The organism is Halomonas shantousis (genome assembly GCF_054654615.1).
The window spans coordinates 3,180,624-3,199,302 of sequence record NZ_BAAIER010000002.1 but is presented as its reverse complement, the minus strand read 5'-3'; the positions used below and the strand labels follow the sequence as shown (position 1 = coordinate 3,199,302).

At 64.8% G+C, this 18,679-nt stretch carries 14 protein-coding genes; 4 read left to right on the top strand and 10 right to left on the bottom strand.

Annotated elements, in window-relative coordinates:
- Positions 1–31: 31 nt before the first annotated feature.
- Positions 32–958 carry an AraC family transcriptional regulator gene (locus tag ACYQ12_RS15155; RefSeq protein ID WP_459873326.1) on the bottom strand — a complete coding sequence of 309 codons (927 nt, stop codon included), beginning with the start codon at positions 956–958 and terminating at the stop codon, positions 32–34.
- Positions 959–1,207: 249 nt separating this feature from the next.
- Between ACYQ12_RS15155 and ACYQ12_RS15150 the strand changes: the two genes are divergently transcribed.
- Positions 1,208–2,266 carry an NAD(P)-dependent alcohol dehydrogenase gene (locus tag ACYQ12_RS15150; protein ID WP_459873324.1) on the top strand — a complete coding sequence of 353 codons (1,059 nt, stop codon included), beginning with the start codon at positions 1,208–1,210 and terminating at the stop codon, positions 2,264–2,266.
- 140 nt (positions 2,267–2,406) lie between these two features.
- Here the strand turns inward: ACYQ12_RS15150 and cdd are convergent, their stop codons facing one another.
- The 5 genes from cdd to deoC are packed head-to-tail and all read right to left on the bottom strand — an operon-like array spanning position 2,407 to position 6,930.
- Positions 2,407–2,838: a cytidine deaminase gene (cdd, locus tag ACYQ12_RS15145; RefSeq protein WP_459873322.1), complete on the bottom strand. Its 432-nt coding sequence runs from the start codon at positions 2,836–2,838 to the stop codon at positions 2,407–2,409.
- A complete protein-coding gene (gene deoD, locus ACYQ12_RS15140) occupies positions 2,835–3,566 on the bottom strand; it encodes a purine-nucleoside phosphorylase (protein ID WP_459873320.1) in 732 nt (243 codons plus the stop codon). Before deoD ends, cdd begins: the two co-directional genes overlap by 4 nt.
- 45 nt (positions 3,567–3,611) lie before the next feature.
- Positions 3,612–4,823 (bottom strand): phosphopentomutase, encoded by a 1,212-nt coding sequence (locus ACYQ12_RS15135; RefSeq protein WP_459873318.1) that lies wholly within the window; start codon positions 4,821–4,823, stop codon positions 3,612–3,614.
- Positions 4,820–6,148 (bottom strand): thymidine phosphorylase, encoded by a 1,329-nt coding sequence (deoA, locus tag ACYQ12_RS15130; protein WP_459873315.1) that lies wholly within the window; start codon positions 6,146–6,148, stop codon positions 4,820–4,822. Before deoA ends, ACYQ12_RS15135 begins: the two co-directional genes overlap by 4 nt.
- A 2-nt stretch (positions 6,149–6,150) precedes the next feature.
- Positions 6,151–6,930, bottom strand: a complete 780-nt coding sequence (gene deoC / locus ACYQ12_RS15125; protein WP_459873313.1) for a deoxyribose-phosphate aldolase — start codon at positions 6,928–6,930, stop codon at positions 6,151–6,153.
- A 232-nt stretch (positions 6,931–7,162) separates the two neighbouring features.
- Here deoC and ACYQ12_RS15120 point away from each other — a divergent pair, with 232 nt between their 5' ends.
- Positions 7,163–7,945 carry a DeoR family transcriptional regulator gene (locus ACYQ12_RS15120; protein ID WP_459873311.1) on the top strand — a complete coding sequence of 261 codons (783 nt, stop codon included), beginning with the start codon at positions 7,163–7,165 and terminating at the stop codon, positions 7,943–7,945.
- Positions 7,946–7,970: 25 nt separating this feature from the next.
- Here ACYQ12_RS15120 and ACYQ12_RS15115 read toward each other — a convergent pair whose 3' ends face one another.
- Positions 7,971–9,236, bottom strand: a complete 1,266-nt coding sequence (locus ACYQ12_RS15115; protein WP_459873309.1) for a GGDEF domain-containing protein — start codon at positions 9,234–9,236, stop codon at positions 7,971–7,973.
- A gap of 341 nt (positions 9,237–9,577) precedes the next feature.
- Entirely contained in the window at positions 9,578–10,402 is an 825-nt protein-coding gene (locus tag ACYQ12_RS15110) for an acyl-CoA thioesterase (protein ID WP_459873307.1), read from the bottom strand.
- A 77-nt stretch (positions 10,403–10,479) separates the two neighbouring features.
- On the opposite strand from ACYQ12_RS15110, the gene tadA reads away from it, so the two are divergent.
- Positions 10,480–10,947, top strand: a complete 468-nt coding sequence (tadA, locus tag ACYQ12_RS15105; RefSeq protein WP_459873304.1) for a tRNA adenosine(34) deaminase TadA — start codon at positions 10,480–10,482, stop codon at positions 10,945–10,947.
- A gap of 39 nt (positions 10,948–10,986) precedes the next feature.
- Here tadA and ACYQ12_RS15100 read toward each other — a convergent pair whose 3' ends face one another.
- Both ACYQ12_RS15100 and mltF read right to left on the bottom strand, forming a co-directional pair.
- Positions 10,987–12,939: a sensor domain-containing diguanylate cyclase gene (locus ACYQ12_RS15100; RefSeq protein ID WP_459873302.1), complete on the bottom strand. Its 1,953-nt coding sequence runs from the start codon at positions 12,937–12,939 to the stop codon at positions 10,987–10,989.
- Between the two features lie 42 nt (positions 12,940–12,981).
- Positions 12,982–14,436 (bottom strand): membrane-bound lytic murein transglycosylase MltF, encoded by a 1,455-nt coding sequence (mltF, locus tag ACYQ12_RS15095; RefSeq protein ID WP_459873300.1) that lies wholly within the window; start codon positions 14,434–14,436, stop codon positions 12,982–12,984.
- 189 nt (positions 14,437–14,625) lie between these two features.
- Between mltF and purL the strand changes: the two genes are divergently transcribed.
- The gene (gene purL / locus ACYQ12_RS15090) at positions 14,626–18,648 is read left to right on the top strand and encodes a phosphoribosylformylglycinamidine synthase (protein ID WP_459873298.1); all 4,023 of its coding nucleotides are present in this window, start codon (positions 14,626–14,628) and stop codon (positions 18,646–18,648) included.
- Positions 18,649–18,679 lie beyond the last annotated feature (31 nt).

The following is an 18,679-nucleotide window of genomic DNA, read 5'->3' as shown; positions in this document are numbered from 1 at the left end:
TTCGGCGTGACGTACGGCGGTATCGCGAAACCTATGGCCGGTCGGCATTGGGAGGAACGCCGAAGTAGCGCTTGTAGTCGCGACTGAACTGCGACGCGCTCTGATAGCCGACCTCGGTCGCGGCCCGGTTGACGTTGCAGGCCTGTTGGGTCAGCAACACGCGTGCCTTGAGCAGACGCAGGCGTTTCAGGTACTGCATCGGCGCCAAGCGTGTGGTGCGCTTGAAATGGTGATGGAAATGCGAGGCGCTCATATTGACCTCGCTGGCCAACTGCTCGACGGCGATCGGCTGTGTATAGTGGCGGTGCAGGTAGGCCAGCGCCTCGGCAATCTGGGTATATTTCCCGGTATTCTGGATCAGCTGACACAACGAATCACCCTGAGGGCCACGCAGGGCTTCGAACAGCACTTCACGGACACGCCCAGGGCCCAGGGCCTCGCAGAGCAGCGGATCGTGCAGGCATTCGAGCAGGCGCAACACGTTATGGCCCATGGACTCATTCATGGGCACCGCGGCCATGGGCGACGGCGCCGAGGTCGTGGAGGTCGACGCACGATGCGCGAGCAATGGCCGGACCAGCTCGTCGAGCATCAGGCGGTCGATACTTACCGAAACACCCAGCAGGGGCTGTTCCGGCTCAGCGTGGGTCTCACATTCGAAGGGCAGCGGCAGGGCCTGGATCAGATAATTGCCGGCCCCATAGTGAATGACACGTTCCTGTAGGTAACCGATCTTGCGGCCCTGGGCGATGATGACCAGGCTGGGCTCGTAGATCAGCGGGGTACGTGGCTGGCTGCAGTGTGAGGCAATGACCTGTACGCCGGGCAGGGCGGTTGAGGTGAAACCTTCCCCGGTCGCCAGAGGCGCGATGAGCGCAGCCATGTGCGCACCGAAGCGGTCGGGGAGGCTGCCTGAGGCGCGGCGTTCGATATCGGTTGAGTCGGGCGTCTGGATCATGGCATCACGCTAGAGAAGGAGAGCTGTTGTACAGCATAACATTGTGCATGAATTTCCCGCTTCGTGAGGCTTGACCGGCGTCATTCAAGAGAATCCGGCAGGAATCGAGCAGAAACGGGCATGGCCGGGACGCGCCAGCGTGAGCCACACTACTTTGGTCTAGTGTGTGCCGATACGTCTGTCGCCTGTCCGCGGCGAATGGCGTGATCGGCTCGCTCACCGTTGCAAGCCTGTCACAAGGAGCCTGACATGCCAGAAGCCAAAGGTTACGCTGCCCACGATGCCACATCGCCCCTGGTGCCCTGGTCGTTCGAGCGCCGCGAACTGCGCGCCGACGATGTCGCCATCGATATTCTCTACTGCGGTGTCTGTCACAGCGACCTGCACTTCGCCAAGGACGACTGGGGGATGGCCGCCTATCCCGTGGTGCCCGGCCACGAGATCGTCGGCCGCGTTACTGCCGTGGGGCCTGAAGTGAGCCATTACAAGGAAGGCGATATCGTCGGGGTGGGCTGCATGGTCGATTCCTGTCGCCAGTGCCATGCCTGTAACGACGGCCTGGAGCAGTACTGCGCCGAAGGCTTCGTCATGACCTATGGCAGCCCGGACCGCCACGACGGCACCCTGACTCAGGGCGGCTATTCCGACAAGGTGACGGTCAGTGAACGTTTCGTGCTGCGCATGCCTGAGGGCATCGATCTCAAGTCCGCTGCGCCGCTGCTGTGTGCCGGCATCACCACCTATTCACCGCTCAAGCACTACGGCGTCAAGCCCGGCGACAAGGTTGGCGTGATCGGCATGGGCGGGCTTGGACACATGGGCGTCAAGCTGGCCAAGGCGCTGGGCGCCGAAGTGACGCTGTTCACCCGTTCGGAAAGCAAGGTCGAGGAGGCCAAGAGCAACGGCGCCGATCATGTCGTGGTCTCCACCGACGAGGCGCAGATGGCCGGAGTCGCCGAGACCTTCGACTTCATGCTCGATACCGTGCCGGTGCAGCACGACGTCAACCCCTATCTGGCGGCCCTGAAGTACGACGGCACGCATATTCTGGTCGGGCAACTGCAGCCGCTCGATCCGGCCGTGCTGGGGGGCAATCTGATCTTCCGGCGTCGTGTGCTGGCCGGTTCGCTGATCGGGGGCATTCCCGAGACCCAGGAGGTACTCGACTTCTGCGCCGAGAAAGGCATTACCTGCGACGTCGAGATGATCGACATCCAGAACATCAACGAGGCCTGGGAGCGCATGAAGAAGGGCGACGTGCGCTATCGTTTCGTCATCGACATGGCCTCGCTCAAGAACGCGGCCTGATCCTGCCCCGGCCAGCCGCCTGGCTGGCCGGCTTTCCCCTCGCTAGTTGATTCGCCGCATTTAGAGTGCATTTTCCAAGCTCTTCGCCAAGACCTGCCCTCGGGATAAAAGCCCGCCATTTCAACGTCATGAAGGCATGCTTAGTCCCGCTGCATCGCTGACGGCTTGCCCAGGTTCTCGGGGCCGAAGGAGTCGGGGAGCAGGGCGTCCATGGTGTAGCGCTTGAGTACGTTTCCCTGTCCGTCGAGTACCACGATCTCGGTATGCGGCGCGGCGAATTCGCGGATGCGCTGCCGGCAATCGCCGCAGGGCGAGCACAGCGCTTCGCCGGGACCGATCACGTAGAGCGTGCGGATTCCGCGCTCCCCGGCGGAGACCATCGCGGCGATGGCGCCGGCCTCGGCGCACAACCCCTTGTAATTGGCGCTCTCCACGTTGCAGCCCCGGTAGTGCGTGCCGCTTTCGCTGATCAGCAACGCCCCGACTTGATGCTCTGAGTAGGGGGCGTAGGCATGATCGCGTACCTCGATCAGCGCCTGACGCAGGGTATCGTCAAGGGGAAGGCCATTCATGACGTCTGCCTCGCCTGGTCGTCGCGCAGCACGCCGTCGAGGGTGAGCTGCATCATGTCGTGGAAGCTGGTCTGACGCTTTTCGGCGCTGAGCGCTTCGCCGCGCAGGATATGGTCGGACACCGTGCACACGGTCAACGCCCGAGCGCCATATTCGGCGGCCACGCCATAGAGTCCGGCGGCTTCCATCTCGACACCGACGATGCCGTAGCGCTTCATCAGTTCGAGCAGCGCCGTCTGCGGCGAGTAGAACAGATCCGCCGAGAACAGATTGCCGACCTTGACGGACTTGCCGAGGGCGCCGGCGGCATCGACGACGTGACGCGTCAGCTCGAAGTCGGCGGTGGCGGCGAAGTCATGGTCCAGAAAGCGCGTGCGGTTGACCTTGGAGTCGGTACAGGCGCCGATCCCGACGACGATGTCATGGACCTGCACGTCGTCGCGTACCGCGCCGCAGGAGCCGACGCGGATCAGCGTCTTCACGTCGTAGTCGGTGATCAGCTCCTTGGCGTAGATCGACACCGAGGGAATGCCCATCCCGTGGCCCATCACCGAGATGCGTCGATCCTTGTAGTATCCGGTGAAGCCGAGCATGTTGCGTACGCGGTTGATCGTCTTGACTTCGTCGAGAAAGGTTTCGGCGATGAACTGCGCCCGCAGCGGGTCGCCGGGCATGAGCACGGTGTCGGCGAAATCGCCGGGCCGGGCCTCGATATGGGCGGTAGCCATGGAAGACTCCTGTTGTTGTGGTTTAGGTGCCAAGAAGAGCGCGCTTCAGGCAGACCGTAGGAAAGATTGGCCGTAATCCATGGTGCTCACCCCGAAATAGTCGGCTAGCGACTGGCCGATGTCGGCGAAGGTCTCCAGCCGACCCAGCGAGCCGGAGCAGACGCCGTTGCCCAGCGCCAGGACCGGGACCCGCTCGCGGGTGTGATCGCTGCCTTGCCAGGTCGGGTCGCAACCGTGGTCGGCGGTCAGCAGCAGCAGGTCGTCTGGGCGCAGCCGCTCGAGCAATTCGGGCAGACGACGATCGAAGGCCTCCAGGGCGGCGGCGTAGCCGAGGGGGTCGCGACGGTGACCGTAGAGCGTATCGAAGTCGACGAAGTTGGTCATGATCAGGGTCGCGCCGTCGGTGGCGCGCTCGACTTCCGTCAGCGTGGCGTCGAACAGTGCCTCGAAACCGCTGGCCTTGACCTGGCGGCTGATGCCGCAGTGGGCGTAGATATCGCCGATCTTGCCGATCGCCACCACTTGGCCGCCGCGCTCATCGCACAGTTTCTGTAACAGCGTGGGGGAGGGTGGCTCGACGGCATAGTCGCGACGATTGCCGGTGCGCAGGAACTCCCGACGGCTCTCGCCAACGAAGGGGCGCGCGATGACGCGGCCGATGTTGTAGGGCATCAGCAGTTCGCGGGCGATCTCGCATAACCGGTAGAGCCGTTCGAGGCCGAAGTGAGATTCGTGACAGGCGATCTGGAACACCGAGTCGGCAGAGGTGTAGACGATCGGTTTGCCGCTGGCGAGATGCGCTTCGCCCAGCGATTCGATGATCGCCGTGCCCGAGGCGTGACAGTTGCCCAGCACGCCGGGCAGTTCGGCACGGCGGACCAGTTCGTCGAGCAGTTCGGGCGGGAAGCTGTCGGTGGGCTTGTCGAAGTAGCCCCAGTCGAAGAGCACCGGCACGCCGGCGATCTCCCAGTGGCCGGAGGGCGTGTCCTTGCCCGAGGATATTTCGCTGGCGGCGGCGTAGGCGCCGACCACCTCCTCCGGGGGCGCCATGCCCGACGCCCAGTTTCCGCTACTCAGTCGATGGGCGTGCAGCAGGCCGAGACGCGCCAGGTTGGGCAGCGCCAGGGGCTGGCCCCTGGCGGCACGTTGCTCGGCGATATGCCCGAGGGTGTCGGCGCCGGCATCGCCGAATGCTTCGGCATCCGGGGCGGCACCGATGCCGAAGGAGTCGAGAACCAGAACGATGGCACGGGTCATGACGATCTCTCCTCATGGATGACGGCGTGAATCAGCGCGGGCGGGGTGATGGCGTCTCCGAGCTGGAAGGCCTGTCGGACCCGTTGGCGGGTCTGTTCGGCCTCGGTGGTGTTGCGGGCATGGATTCGCGCCAGCGGTTCGCCGGCCTCGACGTGCTGGCCGAGCTCGGCGATCCCGCTGAGCCCCACGCTGTGGTCGATGGTGTCGCCGGCATTGCGCCGCCCACCGCCCAGCGAGACCACTGCCATGCCCAGCTCGCGGGTATCGATGGCGGTAACGGTGCCGGCGTGCGGGGCCGGCACGGACAGCACCGTTTCAGCGGCAGGCAGACGGGATTCGGGCCGCTCGATCAGGTCGGCGGGCCCGCCAAGCCCGGCCACCATGCGTGCGAAACGCTCCGCAGCATCGCCGCTGTCCAGAGCCCGCGCGAGGCGTGCGGCAGCCGCTTGTGACGTCGTGGCCAGTCCCGACTGCAGCAGCATCTCCACGGCGAGTGCCTGGGTGACGCGATAGAGCCGGCTGCTACGGTCATCGCCGGTGAGCAGCGCCAGGGCCTGGTGGATCTCGAGAGCGTTACCGGCGCTTCTCGCCAGCGGTTGGTTCATGTCGGTGAGCAGTGCGCTGGTGCGCGTGCCGGCACCGCCCGCGATGGTCACGATCGCCTCGGCGAGTTCACGGGAAGCCTCCATTGTGGGCATGAAGGCGCCGCTGCCCACCTTGACGTCCATGACCAGTGCCTCGAGTCCGCAGGCGAGCTTCTTGCCGAGGATCGAGGCGACGATCAAAGGCAGCGACTCGACGGTGGCGGTGACGTCACGCACTGCATAAAGCCGCTTGTCGGCGGGGGCGAGACTCGCCGTCTGGCCGATGATCGCCACGCCGACCTCGCGCACCAGGCGGCGGAAGGTGGCGTCATCAGGGGTGACATCGTAGCCGGGAATCGATTCGAGCTTGTCCAGTGTGCCGCCGGTATGGCCCAGGCCGCGCCCCGAGACCATCGGCACGTGAGCGCCGCAGGCGGCAATCCACGGTCCGAGCACCAGCGATACCAGATCGCCCACGCCGCCGGTGGAGTGCTTGTCGACCAGCGGGCCTTGAAGGCCGGCATCCTCCCAGCGCATGACGTGGCCGGAGTCGCGGATCGCCGTGGTCAGCGCGATGCGTTCGTCAACGTTCATGTCCTGCAGGTAGACGGCCATGGCGAAGGCACCGATCTGCGCGTCGCCGATGTCACCCGAGGCGATGCCCTGCATGAAGGCGCGAATCGCCGCGGGCGGTAGCGCCTGGCCGTCGCGCTTCAGGCGGATGATCTCCTGGGCCAGCATGCTCAGTATCCTCCCGAGGTCGCTGGCGCGCCGGCTTCATCGACGCCGAGCGTGGCGAGCAGATCGTTCAGCAGTCCCGAAGCGCCAAAGCGGAAGTGAGCCGGCGTCAGCCAGTCCTCGCCCATCAATTGTGCCGCCAGGTCGAGATAGGCCTTGGCATCCGCGGTGGTGCGAATACCGCCGGCGGCCTTGAAACCCACATCGCGGCCGCTGTCGCGGATGGCGGTGAGCATGATGTCGGCCGCATCCAGTGTGGCGTTGACATCGGCCTTGCCGGTGGATGTCTTGAGAAAATCGGCCCCTTCGGCCAGGGCGATGTCCGAGGCCCGGCGGATGAGTTCCGGTGTCTTGAGTTCACCGCTTTCGAGAATCACCTTCAGCGTATGCTGGCCGCAGGCTTCGCGACAGGCGGCGAGCAGTTGGTGCGCCACGTCCGCGTCACCTGCCTGCAGCGCCCGGTAGGGCAGTACCACGTCGATCTCGTCGGCACCCATGGCGATCGCCTCGCGGGTTTCGCGCGCGGCACGTTCGACATCGTCGCTGCCATCGGGAAAGTTGGTTACCGTGGCGATACGCACTTGCCCGGACAGGCCGAGGGCGTCGAGCTCGCGCTGAGCGGCGGTGATGAATCGCGGATAGATGCATACGGCGGCCGGCGTGCCTGCCGGGGTGCGGGCCCGCCGACAGAGAGCGGCGATGCGGGCGGTGTCGTCATCGTCGTTGAGCGAGGTGAGATCCATCAGGGACAGCGCCTGACGGGCGGCTTGTTGTAGTGTTGTCATACGATTGCGTTCCTGTGCCATTGCCTGGTGCCTATGCCGGCCCTTCCCATGGGCGGCACGAGGTGATGTTATTTTTTTAACATCATTTTGTGATAAAAGTCACTGGCGTTCCGGGAGAAATTGCGACGCTGCGTTGAGGGAAGTGTTAGCGCCGCGGACCGGCACCGGGGATAATAGCGTCCGCCGGAAGCAACATCCTGACGAGCAAGGCAATTCCGACAGGGAGAACGTGATGAATGGTCGTAGCGCCGAACGCCTGGAACGTCTTTGTGAAGCATTGAGAGGGGGCGGGATGATTCCGCTTTCCGAAGCGGCCCGGCTCTGCGGCGTCTCGGAGATGACCATTCGCCGCGATATCGCCGCCAGCAACGGATCCATCGTCTCGCTCGGCGGACGACTGGTCATGGGGGACGATCCGCAGTTTGCACCGGTCTACAACCTCGATGCCCAGAAAGGCCGCCATGCGCCGGTCAAGCAGCGCTTGTGCGAAGCGGCGGCGGCGCTCGTCGAGGAGGGGGATACGATCTTCATCGATTGCGGCACGACCCTGACGGCACTTGCGACGACCCTGGATCGCGAGATGTCACTGACCGTGGTGACCTATGGGCTCAATGTCATCAACGCCTTCAACCAGCGCCAGTTTCCTCAAGTCAGGCTGGTGATGCTCGGCGGACTCTACTATCCCGCCTCACAATCGTTCGGCGGTCAGGATATGGCGGTTGCCATTCGCCGGCTGGGTATCAACAAGGCCTTCTTCTCTGCGGCAGGTGTGCATGTGGAGAAAGGCGTGAGCTGCTTCCATTTCCATGAGGTGACGCCGAAGCAGGCCGCCATCGACAGTGCCGAGCGGCGCATTCTGGTAGTGGACGAAAGCAAGCTGGATATTGTCCGCCCGGCGTTCTTCGCTGATCTGCAGGCATTCGATGCGGCGCTCACCTGCGGCGAAGCGGGACAGGCCCTGCACGAGCGGTTGCAGGCGATGCCAGGGCGCTGGCCCGAGGTGCGGGTGGTATAGACGCCGACATGCCGATGGGCCGCGCTCAGTCACTCACGCAGTTGCGCCCGGCCTGCTTGGCGCGGTAGAGCGCTGCATCGGCGGCGGCCAGCACCTTGGGCATCTTCTCGCCGATCATCCCCTCCGCGACACCGCCACTGATGGTCACGTATGTCGAGACGGGAGAACTCTCGTGCGCGATGTCGGCCTCCGCGACCGCCTGGCATAGGCTGTTGGCGATCAACATCGCCGTCTGACGGTTGGCGCCGGGCAGCACGACGGCGAATTCCTCGCCGCCGATGCGTGCCACCATGTCCCCGTGACGATAGAGCCTGGCCTGCAGAATCTGCGCCACGTGTGCCAGGCAGGCGTCTCCCGCCGGATGGCCGTAGGTATCGTTGTAACGCTTGAAATGATCGATATCGAGAAAGACGAAGGCGATCCGGTCGTGTAGGGGACATTCTACCAACTCGCTCAGGTAGCGATTGAACTCGCGACGGTTGGGCAGACCGGTGAGCGGATCGCTATAGGACAGGCGGGTCAGCTCGGCGTTGCTCAAGGACAGTTCCGCGCGCCGCACGCGTTCGCGCAGGTTGCTCAGATACCCCTGGCGCAGGTTGCGCTCGAGCATGTAGTTGGCAAACAGGGTGAATACGGCACAACTGCTCATCAGCGCGATGTTGATGCCCAGCACGTCCGCGGGCAGGGAGTTCGGCGGCCATTCGGCGAGGGCATAGAGCACGATGATGGTCAGCGAGGCCCAGAGCGCGTACCAGAAACGCAGCTGTACCACGACGTTGCCGAAGAGGATCACCGGGATCAGGCCGGGATGATAGTAGTCGGACAGTGGCGACTGGCTGTGCAACAGCAGGTAGACCACGCTGGCGGCGGTAGCGATGGTCAGGGTCGTGACCGCCGTCTCGCGCAGTACCGGCGCGCGGTGACGCGCGACGATGTACAGGGTCAGCAGTGCCAGCGGCGTGACGATGGCCAGACGCACGATCACGGCGGTCGCGAAGATGTCGGGTACCAGCCAGTGGTCGGCCAGCAGGAACAGGTTGTAGAGCAACACGGCAGTGACGCCACCCAGCAGCAGCTGACGCACTCGTGACGAGCCGGTTTCGTGTTCGAACAGCTGCTCCAGGTTGGACGAAAAGCGCAACCAGTGCAGGCCGCGCCGCTGGTTGCGCTCGATTTCGGGCCCCAGGCGGGCAAGCGCCTTGTCGGACAGATCCCCTGAGGGGCTACCCGATGGCGTCTCGTCAACGGCATCGAAGGGGGTGGAGAGAAGCTGGCTGTCCCGGGATGTCATGGCCTGCCTCGTAGTCTGAAGGGGCTGGACGTTGGCTTCGGACATGAGACGATCGGCCGTCGCGCGTGTCGTTGGACCAGCGCCTGTCGAGCCGACAAGCGAACGTCAACAGAGGCTGGCTGCGCAGCCGCCAAGAGAGGATAAGTTAATTGTTAGTTTGTGTTAACAACCTGCATTGAGAAACGGCAAAAATTTCGGGATGGCCCATTCTCGCGTTTCTCGGCATTACGTCCGCCCGGTGCCTGTCGACACCCTGGCTGGGCAGGAACGAGTTCTCGTGACGAGGCAGTGACGCCTGTTTGGCAGTCAGGCGTCACTGCCTCACGTCAGATGGGCCGTCTTCAGCGCATGCGGATCAATCCTTCCTGAGCGACGGAGGCGACCAGCTGGCCGGCACGGTTGAAGATGCTGCCGCGGGCGAAGCCGCGGGCGCCGCCGGCCCAGGGGCTGTCCATGTCGTAGAGCAGCCAGTCGTTGACCTGCACGTCGCGGTGGAACCACAGCGAGTGGTCGAGGCTGGCTGCCTGCAGGCGGGGATTGCTGAAATCCGCATCGTGCGGCTGCAGGGCGGTGCCCAGCAGGTTGAAGTCGGAGCTGTAGGCAAGCAGGTAACGGTTCAGCGCGCTGTCGTCGGGCAAGTCGCCGGCCAGGCGGAACCACAGGCGCTTGGCCGGTGGCGTGATCCCCTCGCTGTGGATGGAGCCCTTCACCGGCAACATCTCGATAGGGTGCCCGGCGACATTGCCGATGCTGGAAGCGGTGACCATCTGATCCATCAGCGATTCGGGTTCCGGCACGTCGGGGGCGTTGGTCTGATGCTGAAAGCCCTCTTCCTCGCCATGGAAGGAGGCGCTGCAGAAGAAGATCGGCTTGCCGCCCTGAATGGCGGTGACGCGCCGTGTCGTGAAGCTGCCCCCGTCGCGCACGCGATCGACCTGATAGACCACGGGGCGCTTGGCATCTCCCGGGCGCAGGAAATAGCCATGCAGCGAATGCACCTTGCGCTCGGTGGTGACCGTCTGACTGGCCGCCGACAGGGCCTGTCCCAACGCCTGGCCACCGAATAGCTGGGGGAAGCCCAGATCCTGGCTATTGCCGCGAAACAGGTTCTCCTCGAGCATTTCCAGGCCCAGCAAGGCCACCAGATCATCGAGTGCTTGTGTCATAAGCCATGTCCTTCACAATCGTCATGAATGCCGCAGTTGGCGGTGTCTATGGCCGCAGCATACCGGAGAGTAACAACTTGCGCAGCGACACGTACTACATGCACCGCGCACTGGACCAGGCGCGTCTGGCGTTTGCGGCCGGGGAGGTGCCGGTCGGAGCGGTGGTGGTGGACGAGAAGGGGGAAATCGTCGGCACCGGCTTCAACGCGCCCGTCTCGACCCACGACCCCAGCGCCCATGCCGAGATCCGCGCGCTGCGCGACGCAGCCATGCGACTCGGCAACTATCGTCTCGACGGCTGTACGCTGTTCGTGACGCTCGAGCCCTGCGTGATGTGTACCGGCGGGATTCTCCATGCGCGCCTCGCGCGCGTGGTCTATGCCGCGGCCGAGCCCAAGACCGGTATGGTGGAGTCCAAGGCCAATCTGTTCGCCCAGCCGTGGTTCAATCACCGGGTCGCCGTGGAGGGCGGGGTGCTGGCCGGCCGCGCGGCAAGCCTGATGCGGGAGTTTTTTGCCGCCTGTCGCAGGGGTGATGATGTCTGACATGCGCGTCCTGCCCGGCGCTCTGCGCATGGCATGCGCCTATAGCGAGATCTCGATCCGGTTGCGCCCGTTGGCCTTGGCGCGGTAGAGCGCCTCGTCGGCGGCCTGCAGGAGTCTGTCGAGTTCCAGCGGGGCCTGGGTCAGGGTGGCGATGCCCACGCTGACCGTGACCGGCGAGACACCGTTGGGCTGCTTGAGGCCGGTAGCGAGCATGGCGTGGCGCAACTGCTCGGCAAGGACGTGGGCCTGCTCCAGGCTGCAGGCGGGAATGCAGGCGACGAACTCCTCGCCGCCGTAGCGTGCCAGCAGGCCGCCCGCCGCCGCGACGGGTTCGCGCCCCGCCTGGGCCAGACGCTGCAGATAGCGATCCCCGACCAGGTGCCCCAGGCTGTCGTTGACCGCCTTGAAGTGGTCGATGTCGCAGAGCATCACCGTAAGGGGCAGGTGCGTGCGTGCCGCTTCCACCCACTCGAGCAGGCGGCGGCGATTCGGCAATCCGGTCAGCTCGTCGTGCTGCGCCAGCCATTCGACCTCCTGCTGCAGGCGCGAACGTTCCGCCATCTCCGCATGCAACGAGACATTGATTCGTTGCAGCGCGCCCTGCTGGGCTGACAGACGACGGTAGATATACATTACCCAGTAGACCAGATAGGCGAATACCAGGCTGAAGGTAAGCGCGATCTCCGGCAGGCGCGGGCGGGAGGTGAGCAGAAACGGCAGGCTGGGCTGAATGCTCAGCGTCAACGCATGAGCGCCGAAATCGATGTTCACCTGGTGTTGCCAATCAGCCAGATGTCGGGCGGGACCGATACGCACGTAGCGCTGCTGGCCGGAATCCAGGCTGACCGCCAGGCGGTGGATGTCGACGCGTCGCAGGATCGTTTCGAGCAGGGTCTGCAGGCTGACCACCATGGCCGTGGCTCCCAGTAGCTCGCCATCGGCGGCATTGCGCACCGGCAGATAACTGATCATGCCCTTGCCGCCCTGAATCAGGTCGATGACGCCGGTCTGGCCCTCGCGCCCTTGGCGCAGGGCTTGTTCGAGGACCTCGCGGCTCCTGGGCTGGGCATCGTACAGGCGCATGCCGAGCACCTCGGCATTGCCCTGATAGGGCGTGATGCGGGTGACACGGCTGTCGCGGTCGATGAAGGCGATGGCGCGGAAATAGCCGAAATCCTCGTGATAACGGCTGGCCTGCTGCTCCCACTGCGTGGCGCTGGGCTCATGGCCGAGCATGCCCCAGAAGCTCGAGAAGCGTCGCATGGCCTTGAGGTGAGCATCGATCTCCAGTTTCAGCAACTGGCCGAGCTGGTTGCCGGTGGCGGCGATATTGCGCGAAATGAGGCTGTCTTCGACATGCTTCTGATGCATCCAGTGGACGATGCCCAGCAGAGCAATGACCAGGCCGAGCGCCAGCGGCAGGCGGATACGCCGCCAGTGATGGCGCATAAGCGGCATCAGCTCGAGGCAGTGGGCGCCCCATAACAGCGCCAGTGCCAGCAGGATGCCGGGAGAGGTGGCATAGAGATGACTATCGAAGATTCCTGTATCGGGATGCAGTGCGCACTCGTAGAACAGCGCGCCCAGCTCCACCCCCTCCAGAGCCAGCAGAATGGGAATACCCAGTCCCAGGCGCTGCTGAATGAGCGTGTTGGCGGCGAGGCCGTAGAGCAGTAACAGCACCAGCGCCGGCGGGCGCATCTGGAAGAAAGGCCACTGCGCGGATAGCAGACCGAACAGCCGGTCCCAGCCTGGCGGCGGTACCCAGGCGGCGGGCAGCAGGTAGCTCAGCGCCAGCGGGATCATCAGGACCATGGCGGTCGTCAGCAGCCACCGGCTGAGCTTGACCCAACGTTGCTGCCAGGCCAACTGGCCGGTGATCAACAACCCCATCAGGGGGGCGATCAGCCAGCTCTCGTGGGCGCCGACAGGCCAGAGGCCGAGCAGCGTGGCGGGCACGGCGAGCAGGACCACAATACGGGGCAGCGTCATGAAATAGCGCGCCTCTTGTTAATAATTGTTACGGGGCGCTGCCTATAGTAACGGAGAAACCGTGTCGAAGAGCATGTCTTCCGCCGCTTTTTCCTGGCGCTCGTCGAGCTGATGGAACTGTTGCTGGCTACGGTCGACATAATTGAGGATTTCGTAGTAGCGGCGAATGTTGCGTACGTAGATGACCGGTTCGCCGCCGCGTGCATAACCGTGGCGGACCCTGGAGTACCATTCGCGCTTCTGCAACAGGGGCAGGGCTTCTCTCACGTCGGCCCAGGCATAGGGATCGCCGCCGCGCATCTCGGCAATCTTCTGCGCGTCGTACAGGTGTCCCAACCCCACGTTGTAGGCCGCTAGCGCCATCCAGAGGCGGTCGGGCTCGGGAATCTCCGCCTGCAGGCGCTCCTCGATACTGCGCAGGTAGCGCGCGCCGCCATCAATGCTCTGCCTGGGATCGAGACGGTTGTCCACGCCCATCTGCTCGGCGGTAGGCAGCGTCAGCATCATCAAACCGCGCACGCCGGTGGGCGAGGTGGCCTTGGGTCGCCAATGGGACTCCTGGTAGCCCAGCGCGGCCAGCAACTTCCAGTCGAAGCCAGTGTTGCGTGCCGCCTCTCGAAAGAGTTCCGCATACTTCGGCAGCCGCCCCTGGACATGCTGGATGAACAGCCGGGCGCCGACATATTCCAGATAATCGTCGTGACCGAAGTAGCGCTCGATCAACTGCGCCAGGGTGCCGTTGGCCTGCAGGGTATCGAGAAAGCGGTTGGCCTCCTCCAAGAGCCCCAGCCCCACTGTCTCGGGGAATGCCCAGGCCAGGCTCAGTGGCTCGCCGAGTACGAAGGCGTTCTCCACGCCGGGAAAGAACAGCCGGTTGAGCTTGAACTGGTGAGCGTAGATCACCGCGGCGTCCAGATCGCCGGCTTCAACCATCTCCAGCAGGTCGGCGACCTCCAGGTTCGCGGTTTCGCGCCAGCTCAGGTCCGGCCACTGCGCCTGCGCCTCGCGTAGTACCAGACTGGCTCCCGAGCCGCTGATCACGCCGATATCGAGCTTGAGCAGATCTTCGACCGATTGCGGGGGCGGCAGGCCGCGCCGGTAGACGACCAGTGGCTGCAGGTCGAGGATGGCCCGGCTGTAGCGAATGCCGGGGAGGGTCGGGTCCAGGGGCAGGGCGGCTGCGCCCAGGTCGGCCTGGCCCTGGCGCACGGCCTGCAGCACGCCCTCGATGTTGCTTTGGCTATTGATCGCCAGGCTGACGCCCAGATGATCGGCGAAGCGCCGTACCAGTTCGTATTCGAAACCGGTGGGGCCGCGTCGGCCTTCGTAGTAGGTCGTCGGCGTGTTGCGTGTAAAGACCTGGATGAAGTCGTGCTTGCGTACCGCCTTCAGGCCGCGATCCACTTGGAAAAAGGCTTGGGCCGGAAACAGCAGGGACAGGAGCATCAACAGGGCGGTGACGACGCGTCGCAGGCGACGTCTGAGGGCATTTTGCATGCAGTCGTGTCGGTAACAAGGCGGCAGCCCACCTTAACGGTAGCGAGCCGAACTGTCATCCGCAGCGATTCCACGCTGGCGTGTCGCAGCTTGCGGATTTCGCGCTTTTCTCCTCTTTCCAGTATCATGGCGGGCATTGCTCGCCGCTCACGGCACCCTTTCCATGTTGTCCTAGAGGCTTCTTTCGACATGCTCGAACTGCGAGGAGCGCCTGCCCTTTCCGCTTTCCGTCATGCCAAGCTGCTGGCCGCCCTGCGGGCGGCAGTGCCCGAAGTCGAGGCGCTGCATGCCGACTATGTGCATTTCATCGACCACGACGGCGAACTCGACGCCACTGCCCGAGAGGTTCTCGACAACCTGCTCGACTATGGTCATTCACGTGGCGAGGGCCAGCCACGTGACGAGGCGCCACCGACCGACGGTTATCTGCTGCTGGTGGTGCCGCGGCTGGGCACGTTGTCGCCCTGGTCGTCCAAGGCCACCGACATCGCCCGCAACTGTGGCCTCGGCCAGGTCCGGCGCATTGAGCGCGGCGTGGCCTACCGGGTCGTGATTGCCGGGGGACCCAGCGAGGAGGCCTTCGCCTCCATCGTCGCCTTGCTGCATGACCGCATGACCGAGTCCGTATTGGCCGACACCAGCGATGCCGCCAAGCTCTTCGCCCATCACGCGCCCGCGCCGCTGGGCCAGGTGAATGTCCTCGAGGGCGGTCGCGAGGCGCTCGAGACCGCCAATGCGGAACTGGGCCTGGCGCTCGCCGACGATGAGATCGACTATCTGCTCGAGGCGTTTCAGGGGCTCGGTCGCAATCCCAGTGACGTCGAGCTGATGATGTTCGCCCAGGCCAACTCCGAGCACTGCCGTCACAAGATATTCAACGCCGACTGGATCATCGATGGCGAAGCGCAGCCGCGCTCGCTGTTCAAGATGATCAAGCACACCTACGAATGCTCGCCCGACGACATTCTTTCCGCTTACAGCGACAATGCCGCGGTGATTCGCGGCAGTACGGCGACGCGTTTCTATCCTGCCCCGCTGCTTTTCAACGCGCCCGATGCCGCGCAAGGCGTTAATGCGCCCGATGCTGCGCGAACGGCTGAGGCTTCCGAAGCCGGACGGGCCGCAGGCGAGCATGGTGCGCGCTATGTGGCGAGCCGCGAGCCGATCCACATCCTGATGAAGGTGGAGACCCACAACCATCCCACCGCCATTGCGCCGCATCCCGGCGCGGGCACCGGGGCGGGTGGCGAGATTCGCGACGAAGGGGCCACCGGGATCGGCGGCAAGCCCAAGGCGGGGCTGACCGGCTTCACGGTTTCCAACCTGCGTATCCCCGAGTTCGTCCAGCCCTGGGAGGCCTTCGACTACGGCAGGCCCGAACGCATCCAGAGCGCCCTGGAGATCATGCTCGAGGCGCCGGTCGGCGGGGCAAGCTTCAACAATGAGTTCGGACGTCCCAATCTCACTGGCTACTTCCGGACCTACGAGCAGGACGCGGTCGGCGCCGGCGGCATCGAGCGCCGCGGCTACCACAAGCCGATCATGCTCGCCGGCGGTTACGGCAATATCCGTGAGGCGCACGTGGCCAAGGGCGAGATTCCGGTAGGCGGCAAGCTGATCGTGATGGGCGGGCCGGCGATGCTGATCGGTCTCGGCGGCGGCGCGGCCTCGAGCATGGCCTCGGGAGCCTCGAGCGAGGATCTCGATTTCGCCTCGGTGCAGCGCGGCAATGCCGAGATGGAACGCCGTGCTCAGGAGGTCATCGACCGCTGCTGGGCGCTGGGGGATGCCAATCCGATTCGTTTCATTCACGACGTGGGGGCGGGTGGCCTCTCCAACGCGTTGCCGGAGCTGGTCAAGGACGGCAATCGCGGCGGGCGCTTCGAACTGCGTGCGGTGCCCAATGCCGAGCCGGGCATGAGCCCGCTGGAAATCTGGTGCAACGAGGCCCAGGAGCGCTACGTGCTGGCAGTGGCCGCCGAGGATCTCGACACCTTCGATGCGTTGTGCGCGCGTGAGCGCTGTCCCTACGCGGTGGTGGGCGAAGCGACCGAGGCGCACCATCTCAACGTGCATGACGGCCATTTCGACAGCCAGCCGATCGATCTGCCGATGAGCGTGCTGTTCGGCAAGCCACCGAAGATGAGCCGCGAATTCAGCCGCGAAAGTCGCGAGATGCCGGGCATCGGGCTGGACAATCTCGACCTGCGCGAGGCGCTCGATCGCGTATTGCGTCTACCGGCGGTGGCCTCCAAGAGCTTTCTGATCACCATCGGCGACCGTTCGATCACCGGGCTGGTGGCCCGCGACCAGATGGTCGGCCCCTGGCAGGTGCCGGTGGCCGACTGCGCGGTGACCACGGCGAGCTACGACACCCACGCCGGCGAGGCGATGGCGATGGGCGAGCGTCCGCCGGTGGCGCTGATCGATCCCGCTGCCAGCGCGCGTCTGGCAGTCGCCGAGGCGATCACCAACCTGGCCGCGGCACCCATCGAGAAGCTCTCCGACATCAAACTCTCCGCCAACTGGATGAGTGCGGCCAGCCATGTCGGTGAAAACCAGGCGCTGTATGACGCCGTGCATGCGGTCGGCATGGCGCTTTGTCCGCAACTGGGCATCGCCATTCCGGTGGGCAAGGACTCCATGTCCATGCGCACCGCCTGGCAGGGCGCGGAAGGCGAGGAGAAGAGCGTCACCGCGCCGCTGTCGCTGATCGCCACCGGCTTCGCTCCGGTGAGCGACGCGCTGAAGACGCTGACCCCGCAACTGCGCCTCGATCAGGACGAGAGCGACCTGATCCTCATCGACCTGGGGCGTGGCCAGAACCGCCTGGGCGGTTCAGCGCTGGCCCAGGTCTATGGCCAGGTCGGCAATGCGTGTCCCGACCTCGACGACGCCGAGGATCTCAAGGCGTTTTTCGCCGTCATCCAGGGGCTCAATGCCGACGACAAGCTGCTGGCCTATCACGACCGCAGTGACGGCGGTCTGTTGGTCACTCTGCTGGAGATGGCCTTCGCCGGCCGCGGCGGGCTGGAGATCAAGCTCGACTGGCTGGTGGACGACGCCTACGAAGCCTTCAATGCGCTGTTTGCCGAGGAGCTCGGCGCGGTGATCCAGGTCAATCGCCGCGATACCGAGTTCGTCCTTGCGCAGTTTGCCGCTGCTGGTCTCGAGACCTGTGGCGTCATCGCCCGGCCGCGCTACGACGATCAGGTCCGCGTGACGCTGTTCGAGGAGCCGCTGCTCGAGACCACTCGCGCCATTACTCAGCGCACCTGGGCCGAGACCAGTTACCGCCTGCAGGCGCTGCGCGACAATCCCGATTGCGCCAAGTCCGAGTTCGATGCCCTTCTCGACCTGCGGGATCCGGGGCTGTCGGCGACACTCACCTTCGACGTCGACGAGGACATCGCCGCGCCTTTCGTCAATGCCGGCAGCCGTCCGCGGGTGGCGATCCTGCGTGAACAGGGCGTCAATGGCCACGTCGAGATGGCGGCCGGGTTCGACCGTGCCGGTTTCGAGGCCATCGATGTGCACATGAGCGATATCCTCGAAGGTCGGGTGAGCCTCGACACTTTCAAGGGACTCGTAGGGTGTGGCGGCTTCTCCTATGGCGACGTGCTGGGCGCCGGTGGCGGCTGGGCCAAGTCGGTGCTGTTCAACGCTCGTGCCCGTGAGCAGTTCGCGGCGTTCTTTACCCGCGACGACAGTTTCGCGCTGGGTGTGTGCAATGGCTGCCAGATGTTCTCCCAGCTCAAGGAGCTGATTCCCGGCGCGGAGAACTGGCCACGCTTCGTGCGCAACGAGTCGGAGCAGTTCGAGGCGCGGGTGTGCATGGTCGAGGTGGAGCGGAGTCCGTCGCTGTTTCTGGCCGGCATGGAGGGCTCGTACCTGCCGATCGCCGTGGCCCATGGCGAAGGGCGCGCCGAGTTCCGCGACAGCGCCCACCTGCGTACCATGCAAGGCAACGGACAGATCGCCCTGCGATACGTGGATAACTACGGACAGGCCACCACCCGCTACCCGGCCAATCCCAACGGCTCGCCTTCGGGCATCACCGGGCTGACCACACCGGACGGGCGCGTCACCATCATGATGCCGCATCCCGAGCGCGTCACCCGCGCCATCAATAACTCCTGGCGCCCTCAGGAGTGGACCCGCGACGGTGCCTGGATGCGTATCTTCCGCAACGCGAGGGTGTGGGTGGACTGAGTCTTCCCGCCATGCGTCGCGTCACGAACCC